Origin of the sequence: Bacillus sp. 1021 (assembly GCF_014534735.1) — a bacterium.
Taxonomy (GTDB): Bacteria; Bacillota; Bacilli; order Bacillales; family Bacillaceae; genus Bacillus; species Bacillus siamensis.
The window spans coordinates 654078-676486 of the sequence record NZ_JACVSR010000002.1 but is presented as its reverse complement, the minus strand read 5'-3'; the positions used below and the strand labels follow the sequence as shown (position 1 = coordinate 676486).

The window sequence follows — 22409 nt, the reverse complement described above, 5'->3', positions numbered from 1 at the left end:
CGCTCCTTGCCTTTATTCATATGAACGCCGCCCTTCCCATCTTCTGCACCAATGGAGGCCGGCCAGACATAATATCACTATAGAAAAATATAACATTATTTCTCCGAATCTCATATCGTATCTCACATAAGGGATAAACTCTTTTTTGACTTTGTCAAAATGCAGCAGTCCTGCAAGGTTCGACAGCCGCACGCTCCATGCCCACGGGAAAAAACGCCAGATGACATCGCCCAATCCCGTATTCATCAGCGCCGCCATTAATAAACCCGCTCCCCCTAAAAGCCCGGACGGTCCCATGCCGTACTGTATGCCGACAAAAAAAGAAATCATATAAAGCGGAATACTGCCGGCAATCAGCCACGCCCCTCCCTTTAAAAAGAGAAAGTACGGAAGGTCATTGATGTGAAGAACAAATTTCATCCCCGCCAAATAAAGACAGATGGCAAGACCTATCGATAACACATTCAACAGCAGCAATAGAAGCAGCTTGCCCGCAAAACTGACGATTTTCGAATACGGAACCGCCAGCATCATCTGAAAATGACCCGCCTGTTCCTCGACTGAGGCAGACATGCCGCAGACAATACTGATGATTAAAGGGTATAAAACGGCAATCACGTTGAAGAAGACGCTGTACAGCTCATAAGGCTCCTGAATCCTTCCATACATCATATATAACAGGAAAAATCCCGCGCATACGGCCGGCGCCGCAACATGCATCCATATGAACGGCGTGCGCTTCATTTTTAATACATCGGCCCACATATATCGTAAAAGCACGGTCATGACCGGTTTCCCCCTTTTGCAAAAGGCACGGCGGAAATCAAACTTATTGCGATAAAAGAAAGGATAGAAAGAATAATAGCCGGAAAGATCACATTTCCGTTTAATAAGCCGCTGTCTGCGGGAAGGGGAATTCCGTTCGGATGGATTCCGAGAATCGGTGACATCACCCGGACTGACCAGCTCCATGGACTCAGCCACCACAATGAACGGGACGCCGGCAGAATACCAAAAACAAAGGCGGCGATCATATTCATGAGAATGACTGCCGTAAACCCGAACTGTCTGGCAATCCATAAGCACAATGGGATTTCCCAAAGCGTCGTCAGCCACAAAAGGGAGCCTGCTTCAACGCCTTTCAGCTGCAGCGCAGCAATTCCCGGAAACACAAGGCCAAGTAAAAACATGATGATGAAAAAGACGATTTGCGACAGGAGTGAATACAGCGCGATCAAGCTTATTTTTGAGAGCCATATGCTTTTTAAATCCGCCGGCAATGAGTACACCGCGCGGTCATTCGCAGATTTTTTCTCTTTTTTAACAGATAAACCGCACATTAGAGCAATCATGAGCGGCATGAAAATAACCGCCCACCAATTGAACGTGCCCGTCATAAAATAGGCCGGATTCAGCAGAAAAGAAAAAGCCGTGTTCAGAAGGGGAATCAGAATGATCAGTTTTTTGATAAATGTTCTTTTAGATGTAAGGTGTTCCGCCTGCATGTACTGAATCATTTTCCTGTCCCCGCTTTCTCCCGTGTTGATTTGACTACCTCCAGAAACAGCCGCTCCAGATCGTCTTCCCGGCTGATTTCTCCCTGATATCCCAAAACACCGTCACTGATGATTCCGATATGGTCTGCGATCTGCTCCACTTCTGATAACAGGTGGCTTGATAAAATTACCGTCATTCCCTGTCCGGGCAAGGAGCGGATAAATTCCCGCAAATCCTGAATCCCCATCGGGTCCAATCCGTTTGTCGGCTCGTCAAGAATTAAGAGCGACGGACGGTTGACTAATGCCAACGCAATGCCGAGACGCTGTTTCATTCCCATGGAAAATTGGCCGGCGCGCTTTTTTCCGGTTCCCGTTAATCCCGTGATTTCCAGCACCTCCGCAATTCTTGAATCAGGCAACCCGAGCATCACGCAGCGGACTTTTAGATTTTCAGCGGCTGTCAGGTTGCTGTAAAGCGGCGGCGCTTCAATCAGGGAACTGATCTTTTTCAAATCTTCGCGCTTCCATGGATGCCCGTCGAACAGAACCTCGCCGGATGTTTGCTGCAAGATGCCGGTCAATATTTTAAGAGTCGTTGATTTTCCGGCGCCGTTCGGACCGAGCAGGCCGTAAATACTGTTGCGCTTAACCGATAGAGACACATCAGCCACTGCCTGTTGTCTGCCGAATGATTTTTGCAGCTGTCTCGTTTCTAAGATGTTGCTCATATGATTACCCCTCTGCTTTGTTATTTGATATGTAAGACTTTACAGCGCAGTTATCAAAATTTAATCAAGAAATCAAAAAAAGCATCCTTCACGCAGAAGAATGCTTTTTTTCATGAGGCTGAGCGTACGATCAGCTTTCTTTTTTGTTTTTTCACAGGGCTGAGGGCTCGTTCCAGCCACGCCATCAGCAGGTCTGCGGCTACCGCCATCAGTGCGGTCGGAATGGCGCCCGAAAGAATAATGGCGGTTCCGTTTGTCGCGTTCGAGCCTCTGACGATCATATCCCCGAGGCCGCCTGCGCCGACGAAGGTGCCGATTGCCGTGATGCCGATCGCAATGACGAGCGCCGTTCGAAGACCCGCCATAATGACGGAAAGCGCAAGCGGCAGCTCCACCATGCGAAGCACTTGATATTTCGTCATGCCCATCGCTTTTCCCGACTCAAGATAAGCGTGATCAATATTAATAATGCCCGTGTGCGTATTCCTGAGAATCGGCAGCAGTGAATACAGAAACAAAGCCGTGATGACCGTATTGGCGCCAAGTCCCATGACAAGCATCAGGACGGCGAGCATCGCCAGCGCCGGAACGGTTTGAATCACGTTCGCCACAGCAAACACCCAGCCGGAGAGACGCCCGTGCCTTGCTGTCACAATGCCGGCCGGAATGGCGAAAGCGGCGGCGAAAACGACGCCGTACGCCGACATGAGAAAATGCCGCCAGCACTCATACAGAACATAGCTGCCGTTTTGAGCGTAATACGTAAACAGCTCTTTCAGCGTGTCCATCCGCATATCTCCTTTCCGTTATTCAAAGTAATGATGCTTTTCTAAAAATTCCTTTGCCACGACGGACGGCTCTTTTAATTGGCCGTCGACTTCGTAATTCATTTTCTGCATCATCTTCGTATCAATCTCGCCGATCATTTGATTGATCACGCCCTCCAGTTCGGGATGCTCGTTTAATACACGTTTCGGAACGACGGGTGAACAGTCGTAAGGAGGAAAGAACCGCTTATCATCCTTCAGTGTTTTCAGTCCGTAAGCAATGATTCTTCCGTCGGTGGAATAAGCGAGCGCGATATCCATCTTCCTGCTTTTCAGCGCGTCGTAAACGAGGCCGATCTGCATCGGATACGTGCCTTCAAATGACATTCCGTATGTGTTCATAAAATCCTGATATCCGTTGCCTCTCAGCTTCATCCAATAGTTATCAACGCCGAATTTCAGATGAGACGCCTCTTTTTTGACATCGGATACCGTTTCTAAATGGTATTTGCGGGCAAGCTGTCCGGAAACGGTAAAGACGTATGTATTATCAAAGCCGTAAGAATCAAACCATTTCATGTCATATCTGTTTTGAAATTCACGCTGAACGAGCCGCAGCGCTTTGTCCGGGTCTTTTTCCGGCTCCATGCGAAGCGTGCCCGTCAGCGCGTCCCCCGTATAGCGCGTCGCGGCGATATCAATATCACCGTTTATCAAAGATTGCTGCTGTACGGCGTTGGAGCCGAGATTTTTAATAACGGTTGTTTTCAAATCGCTGTGATGTTCAATCATCTGTCCGAGCATGCTCGCGATGATTTCTGATTCGGTCATGCTTTGCGCCCCGATTTTGAGGGTATCCTCCGATGCGGCGCTCAATCCCGGTAGCGAACAGCCGCCAAGGAGCAGCATACCGATACAGGCGAATGCGAGCAGCCGTTTTTTGCATCTATTCCCCACGAGAGACTTCCTCCTTATGAAGCATTTTTTATGTCCTTCAGCCCGTCAGGCGTGACTTTCCGTTCTGTCATCCCGAGCAAGCAGTCGACGGCGGCCGCTAACATCGTGACCGGAACGGCGCCAGCGATAATATACTCCGGCTGATAAAGGTTCAAGCCGATAAAAATGTAATCCCCGAGTCCGCCTCCGCCGATAAAGGAGGCGAGCGTCGCCCAGCCGATCAAATAAATCGCCGACGTCCGGATGCCCGCCATGATGACCGGGGCGGCAAGCGGGAGCTCTACAAGCCTGATCTGCTCCCATGCGGTCATGCCGATCCCTTTTCCCGATTCAAGAAGATGCCGGTTGACACCGAGGATTCCCGTATACGTGTTTCTGAGAATCGGCAGCACGGAATAGAAAAACAGCGCCGCAATGGCCGGGACCTTTCCCACGCCTAAAAGCGGAATAAAAAATGCGAGAATGGCAAGGCTCGGCAAAGTTTGGATGATGTTGACGATGCCGATGACTGTGCCGGCGCCTCTTTTCATCCTCGTCAGCAGGACGCCGAGCGGAACGGCGGCGAGAATGCCCGCCATGACGGCGATTAATGAGATGTACAAGTGCTCCCATGTTTTATAAAGCAGTTCTGCACCGTTTGTCTGTAAAAATTGCATGGTCTGATTCATATCAATTGAAGCCTCCTCATGACATCACCGCGAGCTCTTTCTCTTCTCCCCAAATGGAGTCATAGACGATGTCAACGAGACTTGCCCTTGTCACGATTCCCGTTAAACGGCCGGCTTCATCAATGACGGGCACAAATTTCATGCCTCTTTTTAAAATTTTATGGACGGCGTCGCGAAGCAGGGTGCCGCTTCTGACCGTGTATAGATCGCGCTCGAGCACTTCCGCGACGGTTGCCGCCTGTCTTCGTTTGCGGTCAATCATTTCCACATCGACATAACCTTGGAGAACGTTCTTCTCATCAATGACGAGCAGCGAATCCACCCGCTCGGCGCGCATCAACTGAATGGCGGCTGACAGCGTTTTCTCAGGTGTTACCGTCACAGGAGCGGAATTCATGATCTGCTCCACCCGTTCAATATCAGGGCTGGATGATTGAATCAGCCGTTCTTTGCCGATAAACTCCTCGACAAATTCATTCGCCGGAAATCGGAGAATGTCATCAGGCGTTCCGGCTTGGACGATTTCTCCCGCTTTCAGAATGACGATTCTGTCCGCAAGTTTGATGGCTTCGTCCATATCATGAGTAACAAATACGATGGTTTTATGTAAGGTTTTTTGCAGTTTTTTAAATTCTTCCTGAAGGGAATCTCTCGTAATCGGGTCAAGCGCCCCGAACGGTTCATCCATTAAGATGAGCGGCGGCTCTGCGGCAAGTGCCCGTAATACACCTATTCGCTGCTGCTGTCCTCCGCTCAGTTCATGAGGGTAACGGTCTAAATATTCAGGCCCCATATCAACGAGCTTTAAAAGCTCCCGCGCCCGTTCCTTCCGTTCTTTTGCAGGATGTTTTAAAAGTTTCGGAACGAGGGTAATGTTCTGCTGAATGGTCATATGCGGAAACAGCCCGATCTGCTGAATGACATAGCCGATGCTTCTTCTGAGTTCCACCGGGTCTTGTTCCATAATGTTCCGGCCCTCTATCAGGATTCTGCCTTCCGTCGGTTCAATTAAGCGGTTGATCATTTTCATCGTCGTCGTTTTCCCGCAGCCGCTCGGTCCGATAAAACAAATAAATTCGCCCTTAGCGATATTCAGATTGATGCTGTTGACGGCTTTTTTTCCGCCTTTATACGTTTTCGAGACATTTTCTAATGTCAGCAAACACTCACACCTCCATGATTAAGTTTATTCAATTCGTTAAATTTGTATTTAACTTTTCAGACAATTGAATGTTTCCCATTATAAATTAAACTTTATAAATAAAAAAGTTTACAATTTGTCCATATTATATATAAAGGTTGTGTAAGCACTGATTTACCCGTATTGACCGGCAAAGTTCTTCTTATTGCTCCGAATTACTGCCAAATTCTCTCGGAAGAGCATTTCCGCCGGTTTAAAAATATGGTATATTGACATCGGAATTGCTGACTGAAAGGATTGAAACTGTTGGAGAAAGATCCGTTACACGTAATCGAACAAGCCGAAGATCATTTAATAGAACGAATCGCTGAAAATATGCATACATTCGGGATGCCCGCGACGGTGGGACGCATTTTAGGCATTATTTATATGAACCGCAAGCCGATGACCTTAACTGAATTATCAGAAGCGACCGGCATGAGCAAAACGAGAATGAGCCAGGCCGTCCGTGAAATGCTTGACGTCAATCTGGCGGAAAAAGTGTTTGAAAAAGGCGTCCGCAAAGATTTATACGACGTCGAGCAGGATTATTACCAAACCTTTATTACGCTGTTTACGGCCACATGGAGCAAGGTCGTCAGCAAAAATAAGATGATGCATAAAAAGCTGAACCGCGAACTGACGGCCGTTCTTGAAAACGGCGTGCCGGAGGAAGCTGAGGAAAAAATCAATGAACTGCTGAAAGAATTAAAGGATTGGCTTGATTACTACAATTGGATCAGCCGCCTGATCGAGTTTTTCGAAAGCGAAGAAATTTTCAAGCATGTTCCGAAGCCATAAGAAAAAACGCCCTGACCCGCAAGGCGTTTTTTTCATGCCGCATTCGGCGCTTTGGTTCGTTTTTTCTTTCTCCCCGGACTCAGCGCCCGCTCCAGCCACGCCATCACAAGATCTGCGATAACGGCCATGAGCGCTGTCGGGATGGCGCCGGCTAAAATAATCGCGGTCCCGTTCGTGGCGTTTGAGCCTCTGACAATAATGTCACCGAGGCCGCCAGCGCCGACAAACGTACCGATTGCCGTAATGCCGATCGCGATGACGAGCGCCGTCCGCAGCCCCGCCATGATGACGGAGAGCGCAAGCGGCAATTCCACCATGCGAAGCACTTGAAATTTGGTCATGCCCATCGCTTTTCCCGATTCAAGATAAGCGTGTTCAATGCTGGCGATTCCCGTGTACGTATTCCGGATGATCGGAAGAAGCGAATATAAAAACAGCGACAAAATCACCGTATTGGCGCCGAGCCCCATGACGAGCATCAGCACCGCGAGCATCGCAAGCGCCGGCACGGTCTGAATCACGTTTGTCACCGCGAATACCCAGCCGCTTAATGTTCTGTATCTGGCAATGAAGATGCCGAGCGGAATCCCAACGATCGCCGCAAATAAAACGCCGTATACCGACATGAGAAAATGGCGGTAAAACTCCTGAAGTACATAGGCGCCGTTTTGAGAATAATAAGTGCCGAGCTGCTGCAGCACTTCCATTTGCCCCACCTCATTTCTTATTCAAAATAATGATGTTTCTCCAAAAATTCTTTAGCGACGACGGACGGTTCTTTCAGCTTGCCGTCCACCTCGTAATTCAATTCCTGCATCGTTTCCGTATCAATTTTGCCGATCAGTTTATTCACAATGCCTTTCAGTTCCGGATGCTGTTTCAGCACGCTGTCGGGGATGACCGGGGAACAGTCATACGGCGGGAAAAACTGCTTGTCGTCTTTTAAAATTTTCAGATCGTATGCTTTGATCCGTCCGTCCGTTGAATAAGCGAGAACGGCATCCATTTTCCCGTTTTTCACGGCATCGTATACAAGTCCGATCTGCATCGGATAGGTTGTGCCGAATTCATAGCCGTATGTGTCGGTGAAGCCCTTATAGCCGTCGCCTTTTCGTTTCAGCCACGCATTATCTACACCGAGCTTAAATTGATCCGCATACTTCTTAATATCTGATACTTTGTCTAAATGGTCTTTTTCCGCAAGCTCTTTCGTGACGGTAAAAGCGTATGTGTTCTCAAACCCGTAGGAATCAAACCATTTGTAATGGAAGCGTTTCTCAAATTCTTTCTGCACGATGGATAATGCTTTTTTCGGATCTTTTTCCGCTTCCATGCCGAGGGTGCTCGTTAAGTCAGTTCCTGAGTAGCGCGTCGCGGCGATATCGATTTCACCGCCGAGCATCGCCTGCTGCTGGACATAGTTTGATCCGAGGTTTTTAATTAATGCCGTATTCAAATCTGTATTGTGCTCAATCATCTGTGCGAGCATATTGGCGATAATTTCTGATTCCGTCATGCTTTGCGCCCCGATTTTAATCGTATCATCGGAAGCCCCGCTCAGCCCGGGAAGGGAACAGCCGCCTACAAGCAGAGCAGCCGACAGCGCCAGCGCGCACATCCATCTCTTTAGGTTTCTTTTCAAAACAGCCAACTCCTTATGATACTTCCTTCAGTCCTTTCAGCCCTTTCGGCGTCACCTTCCGTTCCGTCGCCGCCAGCAGATAATCGATGATAATGGCTAAAATGGTGACGGGCACGGCGCCGCCGATAATATATTCAGGCTGATAGAGGTTCAGGCCGATAAAAATATAGTCTCCGAGCCCGCCGCCCCCGATAAAAGAAGCAAGCGTCGCCCAGCCGATCAGATAAATGGTGGATGTGCGAATGCCCGCCATGATCACCGGAACCGCAAGCGGCAGTTCCACAAGCCTGATCTGCTCCCAGACCGGCATCCCGATGCCTTTTCCCGATTCCAGCAGATTTTTATTTACGCCTTGAATGCCGGTGTACGTGTTCCGGAGAATCGGCAGCACCGAATAGAAAAACAGCGCGACGATCGCCGGCAGCTTTCCCACCCCTAACAGCGGGATAAAGAATGCCAGTATCGCGAGACTCGGCAAGGTCTGCACAATGTTGACGGCGCCGATGACAGCGCCTGCGCCCTTTTTCATTCTCGTCAGCCCCACTCCGAGCGGAACGGCGACGAGAATGCCTAATATGACGGCGATGATTGAAATATATAAATGCTCCCACGTTTTATATAAAAGCTCTCCGCCGTTCGTCTGCAAAAACTTGATCATTTCATTCATTGTAAGCGTTCCTCCCCTTGTCAGCCTGTCACCAGCTGGTCTTCCTCGCCCCAGATTGAATCGTAAACGATGTCGACAAGGCTCGCTCTCGTGACAATCCCGACCAAATGCCTTTGTTCATCAACCACGGGTACATATTTCATTCCGCGCTTTAAAATTTTGCGTACGGTATCGCGGAGCAGCGTCCCCTGTTCGACCGTATACAGATCAGAGCGGAGCACGTCGCCGACGAGGCTTGCTTTTTTCCGGTTCTGATCAATGATTTCGACATCTACATATCCTTGCAGCACATTCAGGTCATCAACGACAAGCAGGGAATCGACACGGTGCTCCCGCATCACCTGTATCGCCTGCGAAAGCGTTTTGTCCGCCGTAACGGTGACAGGCTTTTTGTTCATCATTTGCTCGACGCGTTCAATGTCCGGTCTTGATTGCAATAACCGTTCTTTGCCGATAAATTCTTCGACAAACTCATTAGCCGGATTTCGGAGGATGTCATCAGGAGTGCCGGCCTGAACGATCTCTCCCGCTTTTAAAATGACGATCCGGTCAGCCAGCTTAATAGCTTCATCCATGTCGTGGGTTACAAACACAATCGTTTTATTCAGTGTTCTTTGCAGTTTTTTGAATTCTTCCTGAAGCGAATCACGTGTAATCGGATCAAGCGCTCCGAACGGTTCATCCATGAGAATAAGGGGAGGTTCCGCTGCCAGGGCGCGCAGCACGCCGATTCTCTGCTGCTGTCCGCCGCTCAGCTCATGAGGATAGCGGTCTAAATATTCCGGGCCCATATCGACGAGCTTCAAAAGCTCCCGCGCCCGTTCCTTCCGCTTTTGTTCCGGCCATTTCAGCAGTTTCGGCACGAGGGAAATGTTCTGCTGAATGGTCATGTGGGGGAAAAGTCCGATCTGCTGAATGACGTAGCCGATTTTCCGTCTCAGCTCCACGGGGTCCTGCTCCATGATGTTTTCGCCATCGATAAAAATCTTTCCTGATGACGGCTCAATCAATCTGTTAATCATTTTCATCGTCGTTGTTTTTCCGCAGCCGCTCGGCCCGATAAAACAAATAAACTCGCCTTTTTCGATATTTAGATCAATGCTGTTGACGGCTTTTTTTCCGCCTTTATAGATTTTTGATACATTTTCTAATCTCAGCAATCCGTGCACCTCCGAAGGATTCCGTTATTTTTCTGAAAAGTATAATCTTTATTATAAGATGAAGTTTATAAAATAAAAAGTTTACAACGTGTTGAAATTATATATAATACACGTATTATTTGATGTTATCCCGCTGACAACGGGGACGTTCTTACAATCGCTCCGGATAGCTCGCATATCCTGCCGCATCATCTTTTTCAACAACTGTAAAAAATATGATATATTGTCAGCATGAAAAGCCAGTGAAGGGATGATCAGCCGTGGAAAAAAACGCTCTTGATATCATCGGTCAAGCTGAAGAGCATCTCATTGAGAGAATCGCCGAGAATATGCATACATTCGGAATGCCGGCCACACTGGGGCGTGTGCTCGGTATTATTTATATGAACCGAAAGCCGATGACGTTAAATGAGCTGTCAGAGGCGACCGGCATGAGCAAAACGAGGATGAGCCAGGTGGTCCGCGAGATGACCGATGCCAATCTGGCTGAAAAAGTGTTTGAGAAAGGCGTTCGGAAAGACCTTTACGACGTGGAGCGTGATTATTACCAGACGTTCATCTCCCTGTTTACGGCAAATTGGACAAAGGCGGTCAGCAAAAATAAAATGCTGTATAAGAAGCTGAACCGTGAGCTGACTGAGCTTCTGGAATCGGAAAACCTCAGTCCCGAAATTGAAGAAAAAGCCCGTCAGCTTTTGGACGAACTGACGGACTGGCTCCATTATTATGACTGGCTGAGCCGTTTGATAGAATTTTTTGAGAGTGAAGAAGTGTTTCAGCATGTGCCGAAAATAGAAAAAAGCAGCGCCCGCAGATAACCGGGCGCTGCTTTTTTTAAGTCAGGAAACCAATATCGGGAACATGCCTTTCAGACCGGCGCCGATCATGCCGATCGCCACTACCGCCAAAATCAAACCCATCAGCCGGGTAATCACGTTCATTTCGGTTTTCCCGAGCTTGTTGCTGATGAAAGAAGAATAGTGAAAGAAGATGAACGTCATCGCGATGACGGCCGCAATACCGATCAGCACGCTGATGTAATGGAAGATGCCGCCGTGGCCGGCCGACAGACTCATTACCGTCGCAATCGTACCGGGACCGGCGATAATCGGAATCGACAGAGGCGTCACGGAAATATCCGCTTTCTCCTTGCTTTCCCCTTTCTCTTCATGATGAAGGGACTGTACATGTGATTGTTTCGCGTTCAAAAGATTATAAGCGATGCCGAAAATAAAAATACCGCCCGCGATACGCAGGGCATGAATATTAATGTCAAACAGTTTAAAGATCAGATGGCCGAAGATTAAAAATGCCGCCAAGATGATAAACGACAGCACGGACGCCTTGCGTGCGATCGCCGTCCGTTCTTTCTCCGGGTAGCCCTCTGTCAGTGAAAGAAAAATCGGCACGTTTCCGATGGGGTTGGACACTGCAAACAGGGAAATGAAGACATGAATGATAAATGAAAACATGCGTACCTCCTTATGACTTGCCGTTGTGATTTATGTTTTGTTTTCCGCTGTTTCTTATGCATGATTTTTACCCCGGTGCCTGCTTCTTGTAACCTCAGCCGGCCGATCCGGAAACAGAAAAAACCGTCCTTACAGGACGGTTTTTTCCGTTTGCTATCTCCATAAGCCTTTTCCGAATTTCAACAGCCGATAAAGCATTTTTAATTTTTTTAGCATCTGTTAATTTCCTCTATCACCCTGAATCAATACTCTCGTTAAAAATTCTACCATAATGGGTACTTTTTCTCTATTATCAAATAATAGAGAAAGTGAATAGTATATCTTTAGAAATCTCCGTTACATCCGTCCTATTTTCTTTTATAATGTAAATATTGAACAAAATCCCTATATTACATGTAAAAGGAGTTTTAGAATGTATTGTCCTCAATGCGGCCATCATACAGATGGCGGAAAGTTTTGTGAAAAGTGCGGTGCGCCCCAGCCCAACCAGACCGGTTCAGGCCAAATGCAGGCCGGCGCTGCTGCTAAACAGGCTTCAAAGCAATTTGCCTTATTCGTGCTTAATGTTTTAAAGAAACCGTATCAGACATGCAAAACGACAGGCGGTGAACAGCTTGTCAGCAGCATAATCAACATGGTGCTTTTCTGTCTGATAACGCCGATTATGATGTATATTCTCTTATCAGACGGCTTTCGTGACGTCAGTTTTACCGCGGTTGTGATCAAACCGGCGCTTACCTTTGCGATATGTGTATTCTGCCTGTATCTCTTGATTTTTATCGCATTGAAGGCCGGCGGCGCGCAGGTGTCATTTAAAGATTCGCTGTCCAGATTCGGGGCGTTTTTGATTCCGTTTACGGCTATTTTGCTTCTTGCACTCATTTTTATGCTGATGCACACAACCGTTTGCTTTACCATTCTGGCTGTCGGTCTATTAGGAGCGGCGTTTGCCGTGCCTCCGCTCATGCTGGCGAGCTACCAGCATCAGCTCACGGCTAAAGCGGATATCACTTATGCTGTTATCGTCATCTATTTCATCATTTGCGTCACGTTTCAATTCACGATCAAGCATTACACAAAAGAACTTATGAATTATTTTTTCTTTTAAAAATGAAAACCCCCGCCGCCTGGTTGGCGCGGGGATTTTTTTATTGAATGGATGTTAAATAAATTCTTCCGTCTTTCACAACGCCGCCATACGTCCAATGATATGTTCTGAGCTTCGGACTGCCGCCGGCTTTCGTAATATAAAACTCCTCATACGTATGAATCGTCAGATGGGAGCCGTTCTGCGAAAAGCTTTTTACATTCACTTCATTAAATACTTCTGTCGTTCCCTCGCCGTATAGTTTTTTAACCAATTTTTGCTGATCAGCATACAAAGGGCTTCCCTCTTCCAAATTGCCCGCCATGATCGCGAAATTGTTCAGGCTGACGGCGCTTGATTGGTTTGTCAGGTAATCAACCATAAACGATGTGACTTGTTCATTCGTGAGGCTGCCTGAAGCTGCCTTTCCTTTGGATGACGCCCATGCGGATGTGTAGGTTTTCGGCTGGTCGTTTTTTATTTTTTTCACATTTGCCCCAGAAGAATCTGAGGCTGGATCAGCTTTTTCAAAAACCCATTTTTTATGCTTTGGATCATATGACAGTATATAATGAAAGCTCGGTTCAGCCTCTTCCATATCAGGCTTCGTATTCTCGTCGAAATAAGCAGACTCATGAAGCTCTTTACCCGTAACAGTTACTTGCCAGCGGCCGTTCTCTTGTGAAATCGCAAATGAGTCCAGATCAAAGCTTGTCTCTTTATACTGATCCTTCAAAAAAGTGCCGGAACTCTTCATGCCGGAAACCACTTCTTTCGTCTGCTCCTTCCACGCTGAACCAGCCTCTGTCATCTGGTCCGTATTTCCGTCTGCCATGGCTTTTGTATACTGCTTCGTTGTTTTGACAATCGTGTCCATGATTGTTTTTTGTGTATCTTGATCGGGAATTAGCGTTAATTCCATATCAGTGCCGTTGATCGGAACATCGGCAGTTTTTGTTTCCCCCCAAGGAAAATCAGCCTCCACGGCGGCTGTCATGGAGCCGTCAGTTAAGAGCGGGCCGTATGTAACGGACTTAAAAGGGTCTTTATGGACGGACTTGCCGTTTATCAGCAGATCGCCTTTCGCGTTTTTGAAGCTGTCTGCCGGAGTGAACGTCACATCCTCGGCGTCTAACGGCAGGTCCAACTCAACATTCCGGCTGCCGGCTGCCTCCGCCTCTTGCTTTTTGCCAACGTCAACCGTGTCATTTTGAAGCTTGGCTTCCGCCGTATAGACACCCGGTGCATACGGGCCGAATGTTTGGGTTTCATCGGCTTTTTTGACCGTACCGGTTTTCTCGCTGTTGATGTAAAGATCGGCGCCTTTATAATTACTTGTGATGCGGAAATAAACCGGATCGACTTTCAGTTCATAATGGTCGAACAATAGAAGGGTTTTTCCCTCTTTTTTGACGTATACCGCATCTTTTTCAGATGAATTGCCGCGAAGCGATTCCATCAGTTCACCGTGTTTCTTTGCGTATGCAAGGAGCGGTTTGACATTGGTCTCATTCAGCTTTAATTTTTTATCTGATGGGGTGAGAAGGGCTGCGAGCTTTTTCGTGTCCCCGTCATGAACCGCCTGTTCGAATTGATCCGTGAGCCTTTTTTCAGATGTCAGCCAGGCTCCGGTTTTATATGCGGCAATCAATAAGATGAGCGCTGCAGCGATGCCTCCCCATAGGAAGAGCGTTTTTTTAGGGATCGGCTTTCTCGGCTGTGATGCGGATTCAGCCGCCTGCCGCCCCAGCCGGCTTCCTTTCCCGATCGGCTTTCCGCATTCTTTACAGAAATGCGCCTCTTCATTATTCTGTCGGCCGCAATATTTACAAAAAAACATGACTTTCCTCCTATTCAATCTGCAAAACTTGTATAACTTTTCCTATGTTTCATATTTTATAATAAAGTAGAATGATTTTGGAGTTATTTTGAAAAAATAGCTGCCGATCACAATGAAGGAGGAGAAACGGACATGCAAAAACTGAGCATCCGAAAAGCGGCAGAGCGGGATGAAGCGCTGTATGAACTATTGCTGCTGGCCGATCCGTCGAGGGAAATTGTCGATGATTATCTTGCCAGAGGCGAATGCTATACGGCTTGGACGTCAGACGAGCTTGCAGGGGTCTTCGTCCTTTTAAAAACAAGACCAAAAACGGTGGAAATCGTCAATATTGCGGTAAACGAATCAATGCAGAACAAAGGCATCGGCAGAAAGCTCTTAGAAGAGGCCGTGAATAAGGCAAAACAAATGGGAGCGGCGACTATTGAAATCGGAACGGGCAACTCCAGTATAGGCCAGCTTGCCCTTTACCAAAAATGCGGCTTCAGACTCCAAGCCATCGACCATGATTTTTTCATCAGGCATTATGAAGATGAGATTTTCGAAAACGGGATACAGTGCCGCGATATGGTAAGGCTTTATGCAGACATATAAAAAAACCTCCCCTTGGGGAGGTTTTTTCGATTACTTATTCAAGTTATAGAAAGAGTTGATACCGTGGTATTGAGCAGTTTCAGCCAACTGATCTTCGATGCGAAGAAGCTGGTTGTATTTCGCAACACGGTCCGTACGGGACGGAGCACCTGTTTTGATTTGTCCTGCGTTCGTTGCCACAGCGATGTCAGCGATTGTGCTGTCTTCAGTTTCACCAGAACGGTGAGAGATAACAGCAGTGTAGCCTGCGCGTTTCGCCATTTCGATCGCATCGAATGTTTCAGTCAATGTACCGATTTGGTTTACTTTGATCAGGATAGAGTTGCCTACGCCGTTTTTAATACCTTCAGCAAGCTTTTTCGTGTTTGTAACGAAAAGGTCGTCACCGACAAGCTGAACTTTTTTGCCAAGACGCTCTGTAAGAAGTTTGTGGCCTTCCCAGTCGTTTTCGTCAAGTCCGTCTTCGATAGAGATGATTGGGTATTTAGAAACCATTTCTTCGTACCAGTCAACCATTTCAGCAGATGTTTTCACAACGCCTTCGCCAGACAGATGGTATTTGCCGTCTTCTTTGTTGTAGAACTCAGAAGATGCAGCATCCATAGCAAGTTTCACTTCTTCGCCAGGTTTGAAGCCGGCTTTTTCGATTGCTTCAACGATTGTTTGAAGCGCTTCTTCGTTAGAACCAAGGTTCGGAGCGAATCCGCCTTCGTCACCTACAGCTGTGTTCATGCCTTTAGCAGAAAGAACTGATTTCAGGCTGTGGAAGATTTGAGCGCCCATGCGAAGCGCTTCACGGAAGTTAGGCGCGCCTACAGGCATAATCATGAATTCTTGAATGTCTACGTTGTTGTCAGCATGCTCTCCGCCGTTTACGATGTTCATCATCGGTACAGGAAGCGTTTTTGAGTTGAAGCCTCCAAGGTACTGATAAAGAGGGATCTGTAAGAAATCAGCAGCTGCGCGCGCACAAGCCATAGATACGCCAAGGATAGCGTTCGCACCGAGTTTGCCTTTGTTTTCAGTTCCATCAAGCTCGATTAAAAGCTGATCGATTGCGTTTTGTTCTGTTACGTCAAAGCCGAGAAGCTCTGGAGAAATGATTTCGTTTACGTTGTTAACAGCAGTTAACACGCCTTTTCCAAGGTAACGGTCTTTGTCGCCGTCACGAAGCTCAACCGCTTCGTATTCGCCTGTAGAAGCTCCGCTTGGCACTAATGCGCGGCCGAAAGCTCCTGTTTCTGTATATACTTCTACTTCAACTGTCGGGTTGCCGCGGGAGTCAAGGACTTCGCGTGCATAAACATCAACAATGTATGGCATGAGTTTTGTCTCTCCTTTTGATTTCAAATTATTTTTGAATTAAAGATGTTCCGGTCATTTCTTTCGGTTTTTCAACACCGAGAAGGTCTAATAACGTTGGTGCGAGGTCGCCTAGGATTCCGCCTTCGCGCAGCGTCACGCCTTCTTTCGTCACAATGACAGGGACTGGATTTGTCGTATGGGCAGTGTGCGGTTCGCCTGATTCTGTAATCAGAATATCTGCATTACCGTGATCAGCGGTAATGATGGCATGCCCGCCTTTAGCGATGATGGCGTCAACCACTTCGCCTAAGCACTCGTCCACTGCTTCAATTGCTTTAATCGTCGGTTCGACCATTCCGGAGTGGCCGACCATGTCAGGGTTTGCAAAGTTCAGGATGATCGCGTCATGCTTGTCAGCCGCGATTTCTTTTACAAGAGCATCCTTCACTTCATACGCACTCATTTCAGGCTTCAGGTCATATGTCGCAACCTTCGGCGAGTTGATAAGGATGCGCTCTTCGCCCGGGAATTCTTCTTCGCGGCCGCCGCTCATAAAGAACGTAACGTGCGGATACTTTTCAGTTTCTGCAATGCGAAGCTGTTTTAACCCGTGCTGTGCTAATACTTCACCAACCGTATTGTCAAGGTTTACCGGTTTAAAAGCCACATATCCGTCAACAGATTCACTGAAGTGAGTCAGGCAGACGAAATACAGGTTTTTCGGATGATGTTCACCGCGGTCGAAATCGCGGAAATCTTTGTTGGTAAACGTGTTCGAAATCTGGATGGCGCGGTCAGGTCTGAAATTATAGAAAATCACAGAATCGCCGTCATGAATTTTCGCAACGGGTTCACCGTTTTCTTTTGTGATAACGGACGGAATGACGAATTCATCATGAATGCCGTTCGCATAAGAATCGTCAACTACATCCATCGCGCTGCGGTAAGACGGGCCTTCGCCGTAAGCCATTGCGCGGTACGCTTTTTCTACACGGTCCCAGCGTTTGTCGCGGTCCATGGAGTAGTAGCGTCCGGAAATGCTGGCGATTTCACCGACACCGATTTCTTCGATCTGCTCATTCAGCTGCTGAATGTAAGTTTTCGCAGTTTGCGGACCTACATCGCGGCCGTCGAGGAAACCGTGGATATACACCTTCGTCAGCCCTTCACTTTTCGCAAGCTTCAGCAGCGCGAATAAATGATTGATGTGACTGTGTACGCCCCCGTCAGAAAGAAGGCCGAACAGGTGCAGCGCTTTGTCGTTGTCTTTCGCGTTTTTGATGGCGTCAAGGAACGTTTGATTGCGTTCGAATTCGCCTTCGCGGATGGCAACGTTCACGCGTGTTAAGCTTTGGTACACAATACGTCCTGCGCCGATATTCAAATGTCCGACTTCAGAGTTCCCCATCTGTCCTTCAGGCAGTCCGACTGCTTCGCCTGATGCCGTCAGCGTCTGATGAGGGTATTGGTTCCAATAACGGTCGAAATTCGGTTTTTTCGCTTGTGCGACTGCATTTCCGACTGTTTCATTGCGTAATCCGAACCCATCAAGAATGATGAGTGCAGCTGGTTTTTTACTCATATTGACCTTCCTCCAATAATTGAACGAATGACTGCGGTTCAAGGCTTGCGCCGCCGACCAAAGCACCGTCAATATCGGACTCTGCCATATATTCTTTAATATTTGCAGGTTTTACGCTGCCGCCGTATTGAATGCGGAGCTTGTCAGCAGTTTCCTGGCTGAAGCTTTCAGCAACGACTTTACGGATATGCGCGCAGACGTCGTTAGCATCTTTCGCTGTAGAAGATTTGCCTGTTCCGATTGCCCAGATTGGCTCGTACGCAATAACGGAAGCAGCAACTTGCTCTTCAGAAAGACCCGCAAGACCTTTTTTCACTTGATCGGCAACAAGATCATTTGTTTTTCCGGCTTCGCGCTCTTCAAGCGTTTCACCTACGCAAATGATCGGCACAATGCCGTGTTTGAAAGCGGCATGCGCTTTTTTGTTAACTGTTTCATCTGTTTCAGCGAACATTTCACGGCGCTCAGAGTGGCCGATGACGCAGTATTCCACGCCGAGGTCTTTCAGAGCAACCGGGCTGATTTCGCCTGTGAACGCACCGTTTTCTTCAAAATGCATGTTTTGGGCGCCGACTTTTAAGTCAGTTCCTTTAACAGCAGAAGTCAGCTTTTCTAAGAAAAGTGCTGGTGCGCAAACAACGGCTTCCGCTTTGTCTGCTGCTGGAATGGAAGATTTCACTTCTTCAACGAAGCTGACAGCCTCGCCGAGTGTTTTGTTCATTTTCCAGTTACCGGCTATAATTGGTTTTCTCATCTGTTCCACTTCCTTATAGCAGTTTTATTTATCGTTCAGTGCAGCTACCCCTGGAAGCTCTTTGCCTTCCATGAATTCAAGGGATGCGCCGCCGCCTGTTGAGATGTGGCTCATTTTGTCAGCAAGGCCGAATTTTTCAACGGCTGCCGCAGAGTCTCCTCCGCCGATGACAGAGTATGTATCATTCGCCTCTGCCAATGCTTCTGCAACCGCTTTTGTGCCTTGAGCGAACAAGTCGATTTCGAATACACCCATCGGTCCGTTCCACACGACAAGTTTGCTGTTTTTGATGACGTCAGCATACGTTTCGCGTGTTTTCGTACCAATGTCGATAGCTTCTAAATCACTTGGAATCTCAGAGATCGGCACGATTTGAACGTTTGCATCGTTAGAGAAATCATCAGCAACGAGAACGTCTTCCGGCATATAGAATTTAACGCCTTTTTCTTTCGCGCGGTCCATGAATGATTTTGCAAGCTCGATTTTATCTTCTTCAAGAAGAGATTTACCGACTTCATAGCCAAGCGCTTTAACGAATGTGTAAGCAAGACCTCCGCCGATGATCAAGTTGTCCACTTTATCAAGCAGACTTTCGATGACGCCGATTTTGTCTTTTACTTTCGCTCCGCCGATGATTGCCGTAAACGGGCGCTCAGGATTTGTCACGGCTTTGCCGAGAACGTCAAGCTCTTTTTCCATCAGGAATCCTGCAACCGCCGGCAGATGCTCGGCAATTCCGGCTGTAGATGCGTGAGCACGGTGGGCAGCACCGAATGCGTCATTGACATATACATCCGCAAGCTCAGCAAATGCTTTAGCAAGCTCAGGATCATTTTTCTCTTCGCCAGGGTAGAAACGTACGTTTTCCAATACAAGAACGTCTCCGTCCTTCATATCAGAAATTTGTGCTTTTACAGCATCACCGTAAGCTTCATCTGCTTTTTTCACTTCTTTGCCAAGCAGTTCGCCTAAGCGTGCAGCGACAGGAGTTAAACGAAGCTCCTCAACCACTTCGCCTTTCGGGCGGCCTAAGTGGCTCGCAAGAAGGACTTTCGCGCCTTGGTCTGCAAGATGTTTGATTGTCGGAAGCGCAGCACGGATACGAGTATCGTCTGTTACTTCCCCGTCTTTCATTGGAACGTTAAAGTCAACGCGGCAGAATACGACTTTGCCTTTTACGTCGATGTCTTTTACTGTTTTTTTATTCATGCCTTAGGAGATCCTCCTTCAAAATGGTTTGCATAGCACGAAAAACGTGAAACGTGAAACCGCCTTATGATGCTTCCGCCGCGGGGCAGATTGCAGCTTCCGGGCACGGGGCAGATCGTCTTCTGAGCCAGGGCAGGCGGCCAGAAAACGAAAGTGCCGCTGAAACTGCAAAACGCGGACGTTCTGCAGCAATCCGGCGCTTTCTGAAAGCCGGTTCTCATGGAAAAAGGGAAAGGGAGTCCGTCCCCTTCCCTTGTCCGCTTTCATTATAGCGTTTCTGTCCGAAAGAACCAAGTCCGGTCCTTTCCGGGAGCTATGAATTAAAGACCTTGTTTTGCGATGTAAGCTGCAAGGTCAACAACGCGGTTAGAGTAGCCGCTTTCGTTATCGTACCAAGAGATTACTTTTACCATGCTGCCTTCCATAACCATTGTAGAAAGAGCATCGATTGTAGAAGAGTTAGCATTGCCGTTGTAGTCTCCGGATACTAATGGCTCTTCGCTGTAGCCAAGGATTCCTTTAAGATCGCCTTCAGCCGCTTCTTTAAGAGCTGCGTTTACGTCTTCAACCGTTACGTCTTTGTTAAGTTCAGCAACTAAGTCAACAAGAGAAACGTTTGGAGTCGGCACACGCATAGCTCCGCCGTTCAGTTTGCCTTTTAGTTCAGGAAGAACTAGAGAAACTGCTTTAGCAGCACCAGTTGATGTTGGGATGATGTTTTCAGCTGCTGCACGCGCACGACGGTAGTCTTTGTGCGGAAGATCAAGGATTTGCTGATCATTTGTGTAAGAGTGAACAGTTGTCATCATACCGCGTTTGATGCCGAATTTGTCGTTAAGTACTTTTGCAAACGGCGCAAGGCAGTTTGTTGTGCAAGATGCGTTAGAGATAACATCGTGGTTAGCTGCATCGTATTTATCTTCGTTAACACCCATAACGATTGTGATATCTTCTTCGTTAGCAGGTGCAGAGATGATGACTTTTTTCGCGCCGGCTTCTAAATGTTTCGCAGCGTCTGCGCGTTTTGTGAAGAAACCAGTAGATTCAACTACGATTTCAACGCCTTGTTTGCCCCAGCTGAGTTTCGCAGGATCGCGCTCAGCAGAAACTTCGATTGTTTTGCCGTTAACAACAAGGTTGCTGCCGTCAACTTTAACTTCTGCGTCTAATTTTCCGTGTACGGAATCATATTGTAAAAGATGAGCAAGCATGTTAGCGTCTGTTAAATCGTTAACCGCCACTACCTCAACTTCAGGATTGTTTAATGCTGCGCGGAATACGTTACGTCCAATACGACCAAAACCGTTAATACCGACTTTTACTGCCATGATTATTTCCTCCTTTTAATAAGTGAGAGATATTTATATTGAGGGACTGTTATCCCTTAATAACTTCTTTGCGGCTCCTTCGTCCGTGACGAGAACCGTGTTTCGCTGCTTTTTAAAATAAGCTTCGATTGCTTCTGCTTTTGATGATCCGCCCGCTACCGCGATAATGTCGGGGATGGCATCGAGGTCATCGAGCTGCATTCCGACTGAATGCACCTTGTGAACGACTTCTCCGTCCGCATTAAAGTAGTAGCCGAATGCTTCTGTCACCGCATGATTGTCATCTATTTTCTTCAAATCTTCCAAAGGTGTGTTTCTTCGCTCCGCCATTGTTCTAGCTTCGCCGATTCCGTGAATGAGCATACTCGCTGATTTAATCGTCTGAAGCACCTCTTTTACGGAAGGTTCTTCAATAATAGATGAATAGGCGCCTTGTGACAGCTGTCCGGGAACAAACAAAAGCCGGTAAGTGCCTGAAGCCTTTTCCGCCATATGCGCGCATATGGTGTTCGCCTGGTTTTTCACGTCTTCGCCTAAACCGCCTCTTGCAGGCACAAACAAAAGCTCGCGGTTTTTAGAATCCGGCGTCATCATATCGGCGACAGCTTCAATTGTCGTACCGCCGGTTACAGCGACGATATTTTTGCCTGAAAATCTCTTTTTCATACACGCAACGGCCGCTCTCCCTAATTCTTTTTTGACCCAAGGAGATTGGTCGCTGTCTCCGGAGACGATAATGGCATCTTTCAGATTAAGCCGCTCTTTTAATGTCTTTTCCAAAAGCGTCAATCCTAAAACATCCTTCATCGTATCTTCCAGAATCGAAAGCAGTGAATAGCCTTCTTCCGTCATTGTCATGCCGTTTGTTTTAATATCAATGAGATTCTGTTCTTTCAAAAACTGAACCTCGCTTCTGAGAACGCGCTCGGTCAATCCGAGACTGGCTGCGAGACTTCTGCGGCCGATCGGTTCGGTAAGCCTGATATACTGCAAGATTTCAAATCTTTTCTGCATGACAAGCAAAAGATCAGGCAATAATTTTTTTTGAGCTTGGATTAACTGGTTCATGACTCAAACGTTCCTTCCTATTCATACTGGACAGAAAATGTCCCGCTATGACAAAAAACGTCCCATCATAGCCAAAAAAAATTATGTCTGCTTTCTTTAAT

23 protein-coding genes are annotated in these 22409 nt (G+C 47.5%); 4 read left to right on the top strand and 19 right to left on the bottom strand.

The window, feature by feature from the left end; translation table 11 throughout:
* Nucleotides 1-12: 12 nt before the first annotated feature.
* The 7 genes from ICW23_RS10065 to ICW23_RS10035 all read right to left on the bottom strand — a co-directional run bounded on the left by ICW23_RS10065 (nt 13) and on the right by ICW23_RS10035 (nt 5781).
* Entirely contained in the window at nt 13-786 is a 774-nt protein-coding gene (locus ICW23_RS10065) for a lantibiotic immunity ABC transporter MutG family permease subunit (RefSeq protein WP_188154444.1), read from the bottom strand.
* Entirely contained in the window at nt 783-1517 is a 735-nt protein-coding gene (locus ICW23_RS10060; RefSeq protein ID WP_188154443.1) for a lantibiotic immunity ABC transporter MutE/EpiE family permease subunit, read from the bottom strand. Before ICW23_RS10060 ends, ICW23_RS10065 begins: the two co-directional genes overlap by 4 nt.
* Nucleotides 1514-2227 (bottom strand): lantibiotic protection ABC transporter ATP-binding protein, encoded by a 714-nt coding sequence (locus ICW23_RS10055; RefSeq protein WP_188154442.1) that lies wholly within the window; start codon nt 2225-2227, stop codon nt 1514-1516. Before ICW23_RS10055 ends, ICW23_RS10060 begins: the two co-directional genes overlap by 4 nt.
* Nucleotides 2228-2337: 110 nt before the next feature.
* The gene (locus ICW23_RS10050) at nt 2338-3015 is read right to left on the bottom strand and encodes an ABC transporter permease (protein WP_099743844.1); all 678 of its coding nucleotides are present in this window, start codon (nt 3013-3015) and stop codon (nt 2338-2340) included.
* Between the two features lie 18 nt (nt 3016-3033).
* The gene (locus ICW23_RS10045; protein WP_223152332.1) at nt 3034-3903 is read right to left on the bottom strand and encodes an osmoprotectant ABC transporter substrate-binding protein; all 870 of its coding nucleotides are present in this window, start codon (nt 3901-3903) and stop codon (nt 3034-3036) included.
* A 62-nt stretch (nt 3904-3965) separates the two neighbouring features.
* Nucleotides 3966-4619, bottom strand: a complete 654-nt coding sequence (locus tag ICW23_RS10040) for an ABC transporter permease (RefSeq protein WP_188154440.1) — start codon at nt 4617-4619, stop codon at nt 3966-3968.
* A 16-nt stretch (nt 4620-4635) separates the two neighbouring features.
* Nucleotides 4636-5781 (bottom strand): betaine/proline/choline family ABC transporter ATP-binding protein, encoded by a 1146-nt coding sequence (locus ICW23_RS10035; RefSeq protein WP_016937900.1) that lies wholly within the window; start codon nt 5779-5781, stop codon nt 4636-4638.
* A 285-nt stretch (nt 5782-6066) separates the two neighbouring features.
* Here ICW23_RS10035 and ICW23_RS10030 point away from each other — a divergent pair, with 285 nt between their 5' ends.
* Complete coding sequence (locus ICW23_RS10030) at nt 6067-6600, top strand: GbsR/MarR family transcriptional regulator (protein ID WP_003151660.1); 534 nt, start codon at nt 6067-6069, stop codon at nt 6598-6600.
* Nucleotides 6601-6632: 32 nt separating this feature from the next.
* Here ICW23_RS10030 and opuCD read toward each other — a convergent pair whose 3' ends face one another.
* The 4 genes from opuCD to opuCA are packed head-to-tail and all read right to left on the bottom strand — an operon-like array spanning nt 6633 to nt 10069.
* Nucleotides 6633-7307 carry a glycine betaine/carnitine/choline/choline sulfate ABC transporter permease OpuCD gene (opuCD, locus tag ICW23_RS10025; RefSeq protein ID WP_045925940.1) on the bottom strand — a complete coding sequence of 225 codons (675 nt, stop codon included), beginning with the start codon at nt 7305-7307 and terminating at the stop codon, nt 6633-6635.
* Between the two features lie 17 nt (nt 7308-7324).
* Nucleotides 7325-8218, bottom strand: coding sequence for an osmoprotectant ABC transporter substrate-binding lipoprotein OpuCC (gene opuCC / locus ICW23_RS10020; protein WP_045925939.1), 894 nt, complete (start codon nt 8216-8218; stop codon nt 7325-7327).
* Between the two features lie 37 nt (nt 8219-8255).
* Nucleotides 8256-8909: an ABC transporter permease gene (locus ICW23_RS10015; RefSeq protein ID WP_188154439.1), complete on the bottom strand. Its 654-nt coding sequence runs from the start codon at nt 8907-8909 to the stop codon at nt 8256-8258.
* Nucleotides 8910-8929: 20 nt separating this feature from the next.
* A complete protein-coding gene (gene opuCA / locus ICW23_RS10010; RefSeq protein WP_016937896.1) occupies nt 8930-10069 on the bottom strand; it encodes an osmoprotectant ABC transporter ATP-binding protein OpuCA in 1140 nt (379 codons plus the stop codon).
* A 260-nt stretch (nt 10070-10329) separates the two neighbouring features.
* Between opuCA and ICW23_RS10005 the strand changes: the two genes are divergently transcribed.
* Nucleotides 10330-10887, top strand: coding sequence for a GbsR/MarR family transcriptional regulator (locus ICW23_RS10005; RefSeq protein WP_188154438.1), 558 nt, complete (start codon nt 10330-10332; stop codon nt 10885-10887).
* A 21-nt stretch (nt 10888-10908) separates the two neighbouring features.
* Here the strand turns inward: ICW23_RS10005 and ICW23_RS10000 are convergent, their stop codons facing one another.
* Nucleotides 10909-11541: an NAAT family transporter gene (locus tag ICW23_RS10000; protein WP_014471043.1), complete on the bottom strand. Its 633-nt coding sequence runs from the start codon at nt 11539-11541 to the stop codon at nt 10909-10911.
* Between the two features lie 412 nt (nt 11542-11953).
* Between ICW23_RS10000 and ICW23_RS09995 the strand changes: the two genes are divergently transcribed.
* Complete coding sequence (locus ICW23_RS09995; RefSeq protein ID WP_188154437.1) at nt 11954-12649, top strand: zinc ribbon domain-containing protein; 696 nt, start codon at nt 11954-11956, stop codon at nt 12647-12649.
* Between the two features lie 40 nt (nt 12650-12689).
* On the opposite strand, the gene ICW23_RS09990 is transcribed toward ICW23_RS09995, so the two are convergent.
* Entirely contained in the window at nt 12690-14468 is a 1779-nt protein-coding gene (locus tag ICW23_RS09990; protein WP_188154436.1) for a zinc ribbon domain-containing protein, read from the bottom strand.
* 132 nt (nt 14469-14600) lie between these two features.
* Here ICW23_RS09990 and ICW23_RS09985 point away from each other — a divergent pair, with 132 nt between their 5' ends.
* Nucleotides 14601-15062 carry a GNAT family N-acetyltransferase gene (locus tag ICW23_RS09985; RefSeq protein WP_047477191.1) on the top strand — a complete coding sequence of 154 codons (462 nt, stop codon included), beginning with the start codon at nt 14601-14603 and terminating at the stop codon, nt 15060-15062.
* A 30-nt stretch (nt 15063-15092) separates the two neighbouring features.
* Here ICW23_RS09985 and eno read toward each other — a convergent pair whose 3' ends face one another.
* From eno to cggR, 6 genes are all read right to left on the bottom strand, one after another.
* On the bottom strand, nt 15093-16385 hold the full coding sequence (gene eno, locus ICW23_RS09980; RefSeq protein ID WP_007409956.1) for a phosphopyruvate hydratase: 1293 nt from the start codon (nt 16383-16385) through the stop codon (nt 15093-15095).
* Nucleotides 16386-16413: 28 nt separating this feature from the next.
* Entirely contained in the window at nt 16414-17949 is a 1536-nt protein-coding gene (gene gpmI / locus ICW23_RS09975) for a 2,3-bisphosphoglycerate-independent phosphoglycerate mutase (RefSeq protein ID WP_016937891.1), read from the bottom strand.
* Entirely contained in the window at nt 17942-18703 is a 762-nt protein-coding gene (tpiA, locus tag ICW23_RS09970) for a triose-phosphate isomerase (RefSeq protein ID WP_016937890.1), read from the bottom strand. Before tpiA ends, gpmI begins: the two co-directional genes overlap by 8 nt.
* 24 nt (nt 18704-18727) lie before the next feature.
* A complete protein-coding gene (locus tag ICW23_RS09965; protein WP_016937889.1) occupies nt 18728-19912 on the bottom strand; it encodes a phosphoglycerate kinase in 1185 nt (394 codons plus the stop codon).
* Between the two features lie 320 nt (nt 19913-20232).
* A complete protein-coding gene (gene gap, locus ICW23_RS09960; RefSeq protein WP_016937887.1) occupies nt 20233-21240 on the bottom strand; it encodes a type I glyceraldehyde-3-phosphate dehydrogenase in 1008 nt (335 codons plus the stop codon).
* A 33-nt stretch (nt 21241-21273) separates the two neighbouring features.
* Nucleotides 21274-22308, bottom strand: a complete 1035-nt coding sequence (cggR, locus tag ICW23_RS09955) for a gapA transcriptional regulator CggR (RefSeq protein ID WP_016937886.1) — start codon at nt 22306-22308, stop codon at nt 21274-21276.
* Nucleotides 22309-22409: the final 101 nt, after the last annotated feature.

Coding starts and splice junctions, on each gene's coding strand:
- ICW23_RS10065 (WP_188154444.1), bottom strand. CDS start 786: ATGACCGTGCTTTTACGATATATGTGGGCCGATGTATTAAAAATGAAG.
- ICW23_RS10060 (WP_188154443.1), bottom strand. CDS start 1,517: ATGATTCAGTACATGCAGGCGGAACACCTTACATCTAAAAGAACATTT.
- ICW23_RS10055 (WP_188154442.1), bottom strand. CDS start 2,227: ATGAGCAACATCTTAGAAACGAGACAGCTGCAAAAATCATTCGGCAGA.
- ICW23_RS10050 (WP_099743844.1), bottom strand. CDS start 3,015: ATGGACACGCTGAAAGAGCTGTTTACGTATTACGCTCAAAACGGCAGC.
- ICW23_RS10045 (WP_223152332.1), bottom strand. CDS start 3,903: ATGCTGCTCCTTGGCGGCTGTTCGCTACCGGGATTGAGCGCCGCATCG.
- ICW23_RS10040 (WP_188154440.1), bottom strand. CDS start 4,619: ATGAATCAGACCATGCAATTTTTACAGACAAACGGTGCAGAACTGCTT.
- opuCD (WP_045925940.1), bottom strand. CDS start 7,307: ATGGAAGTGCTGCAGCAGCTCGGCACTTATTATTCTCAAAACGGCGCC.
- opuCC (WP_045925939.1), bottom strand. CDS start 8,218: ATGTGCGCGCTGGCGCTGTCGGCTGCTCTGCTTGTAGGCGGCTGTTCC.
- ICW23_RS10015 (WP_188154439.1), bottom strand. CDS start 8,909: ATGAATGAAATGATCAAGTTTTTGCAGACGAACGGCGGAGAGCTTTTA.
- ICW23_RS10000 (WP_014471043.1), bottom strand. CDS start 11,541: ATGTTTTCATTTATCATTCATGTCTTCATTTCCCTGTTTGCAGTGTCC.
- ICW23_RS09995 (WP_188154437.1), top strand. CDS start 11,954: ATGTATTGTCCTCAATGCGGCCATCATACAGATGGCGGAAAGTTTTGT.
- ICW23_RS09990 (WP_188154436.1), bottom strand. CDS start 14,468: ATGTTTTTTTGTAAATATTGCGGCCGACAGAATAATGAAGAGGCGCAT.
- ICW23_RS09985 (WP_047477191.1), top strand. CDS start 14,601: ATGCAAAAACTGAGCATCCGAAAAGCGGCAGAGCGGGATGAAGCGCTG.
- eno (WP_007409956.1), bottom strand. CDS start 16,385: ATGCCATACATTGTTGATGTTTATGCACGCGAAGTCCTTGACTCCCGC.
- gpmI (WP_016937891.1), bottom strand. CDS start 17,949: ATGAGTAAAAAACCAGCTGCACTCATCATTCTTGATGGGTTCGGATTA.
- tpiA (WP_016937890.1), bottom strand. CDS start 18,703: ATGAGAAAACCAATTATAGCCGGTAACTGGAAAATGAACAAAACACTC.
- ICW23_RS09965 (WP_016937889.1), bottom strand. CDS start 19,912: ATGAATAAAAAAACAGTAAAAGACATCGACGTAAAAGGCAAAGTCGTA.
- gap (WP_016937887.1), bottom strand. CDS start 21,240: ATGGCAGTAAAAGTCGGTATTAACGGTTTTGGTCGTATTGGACGTAAC.
- cggR (WP_016937886.1), bottom strand. CDS start 22,308: ATGAACCAGTTAATCCAAGCTCAAAAAAAATTATTGCCTGATCTTTTG.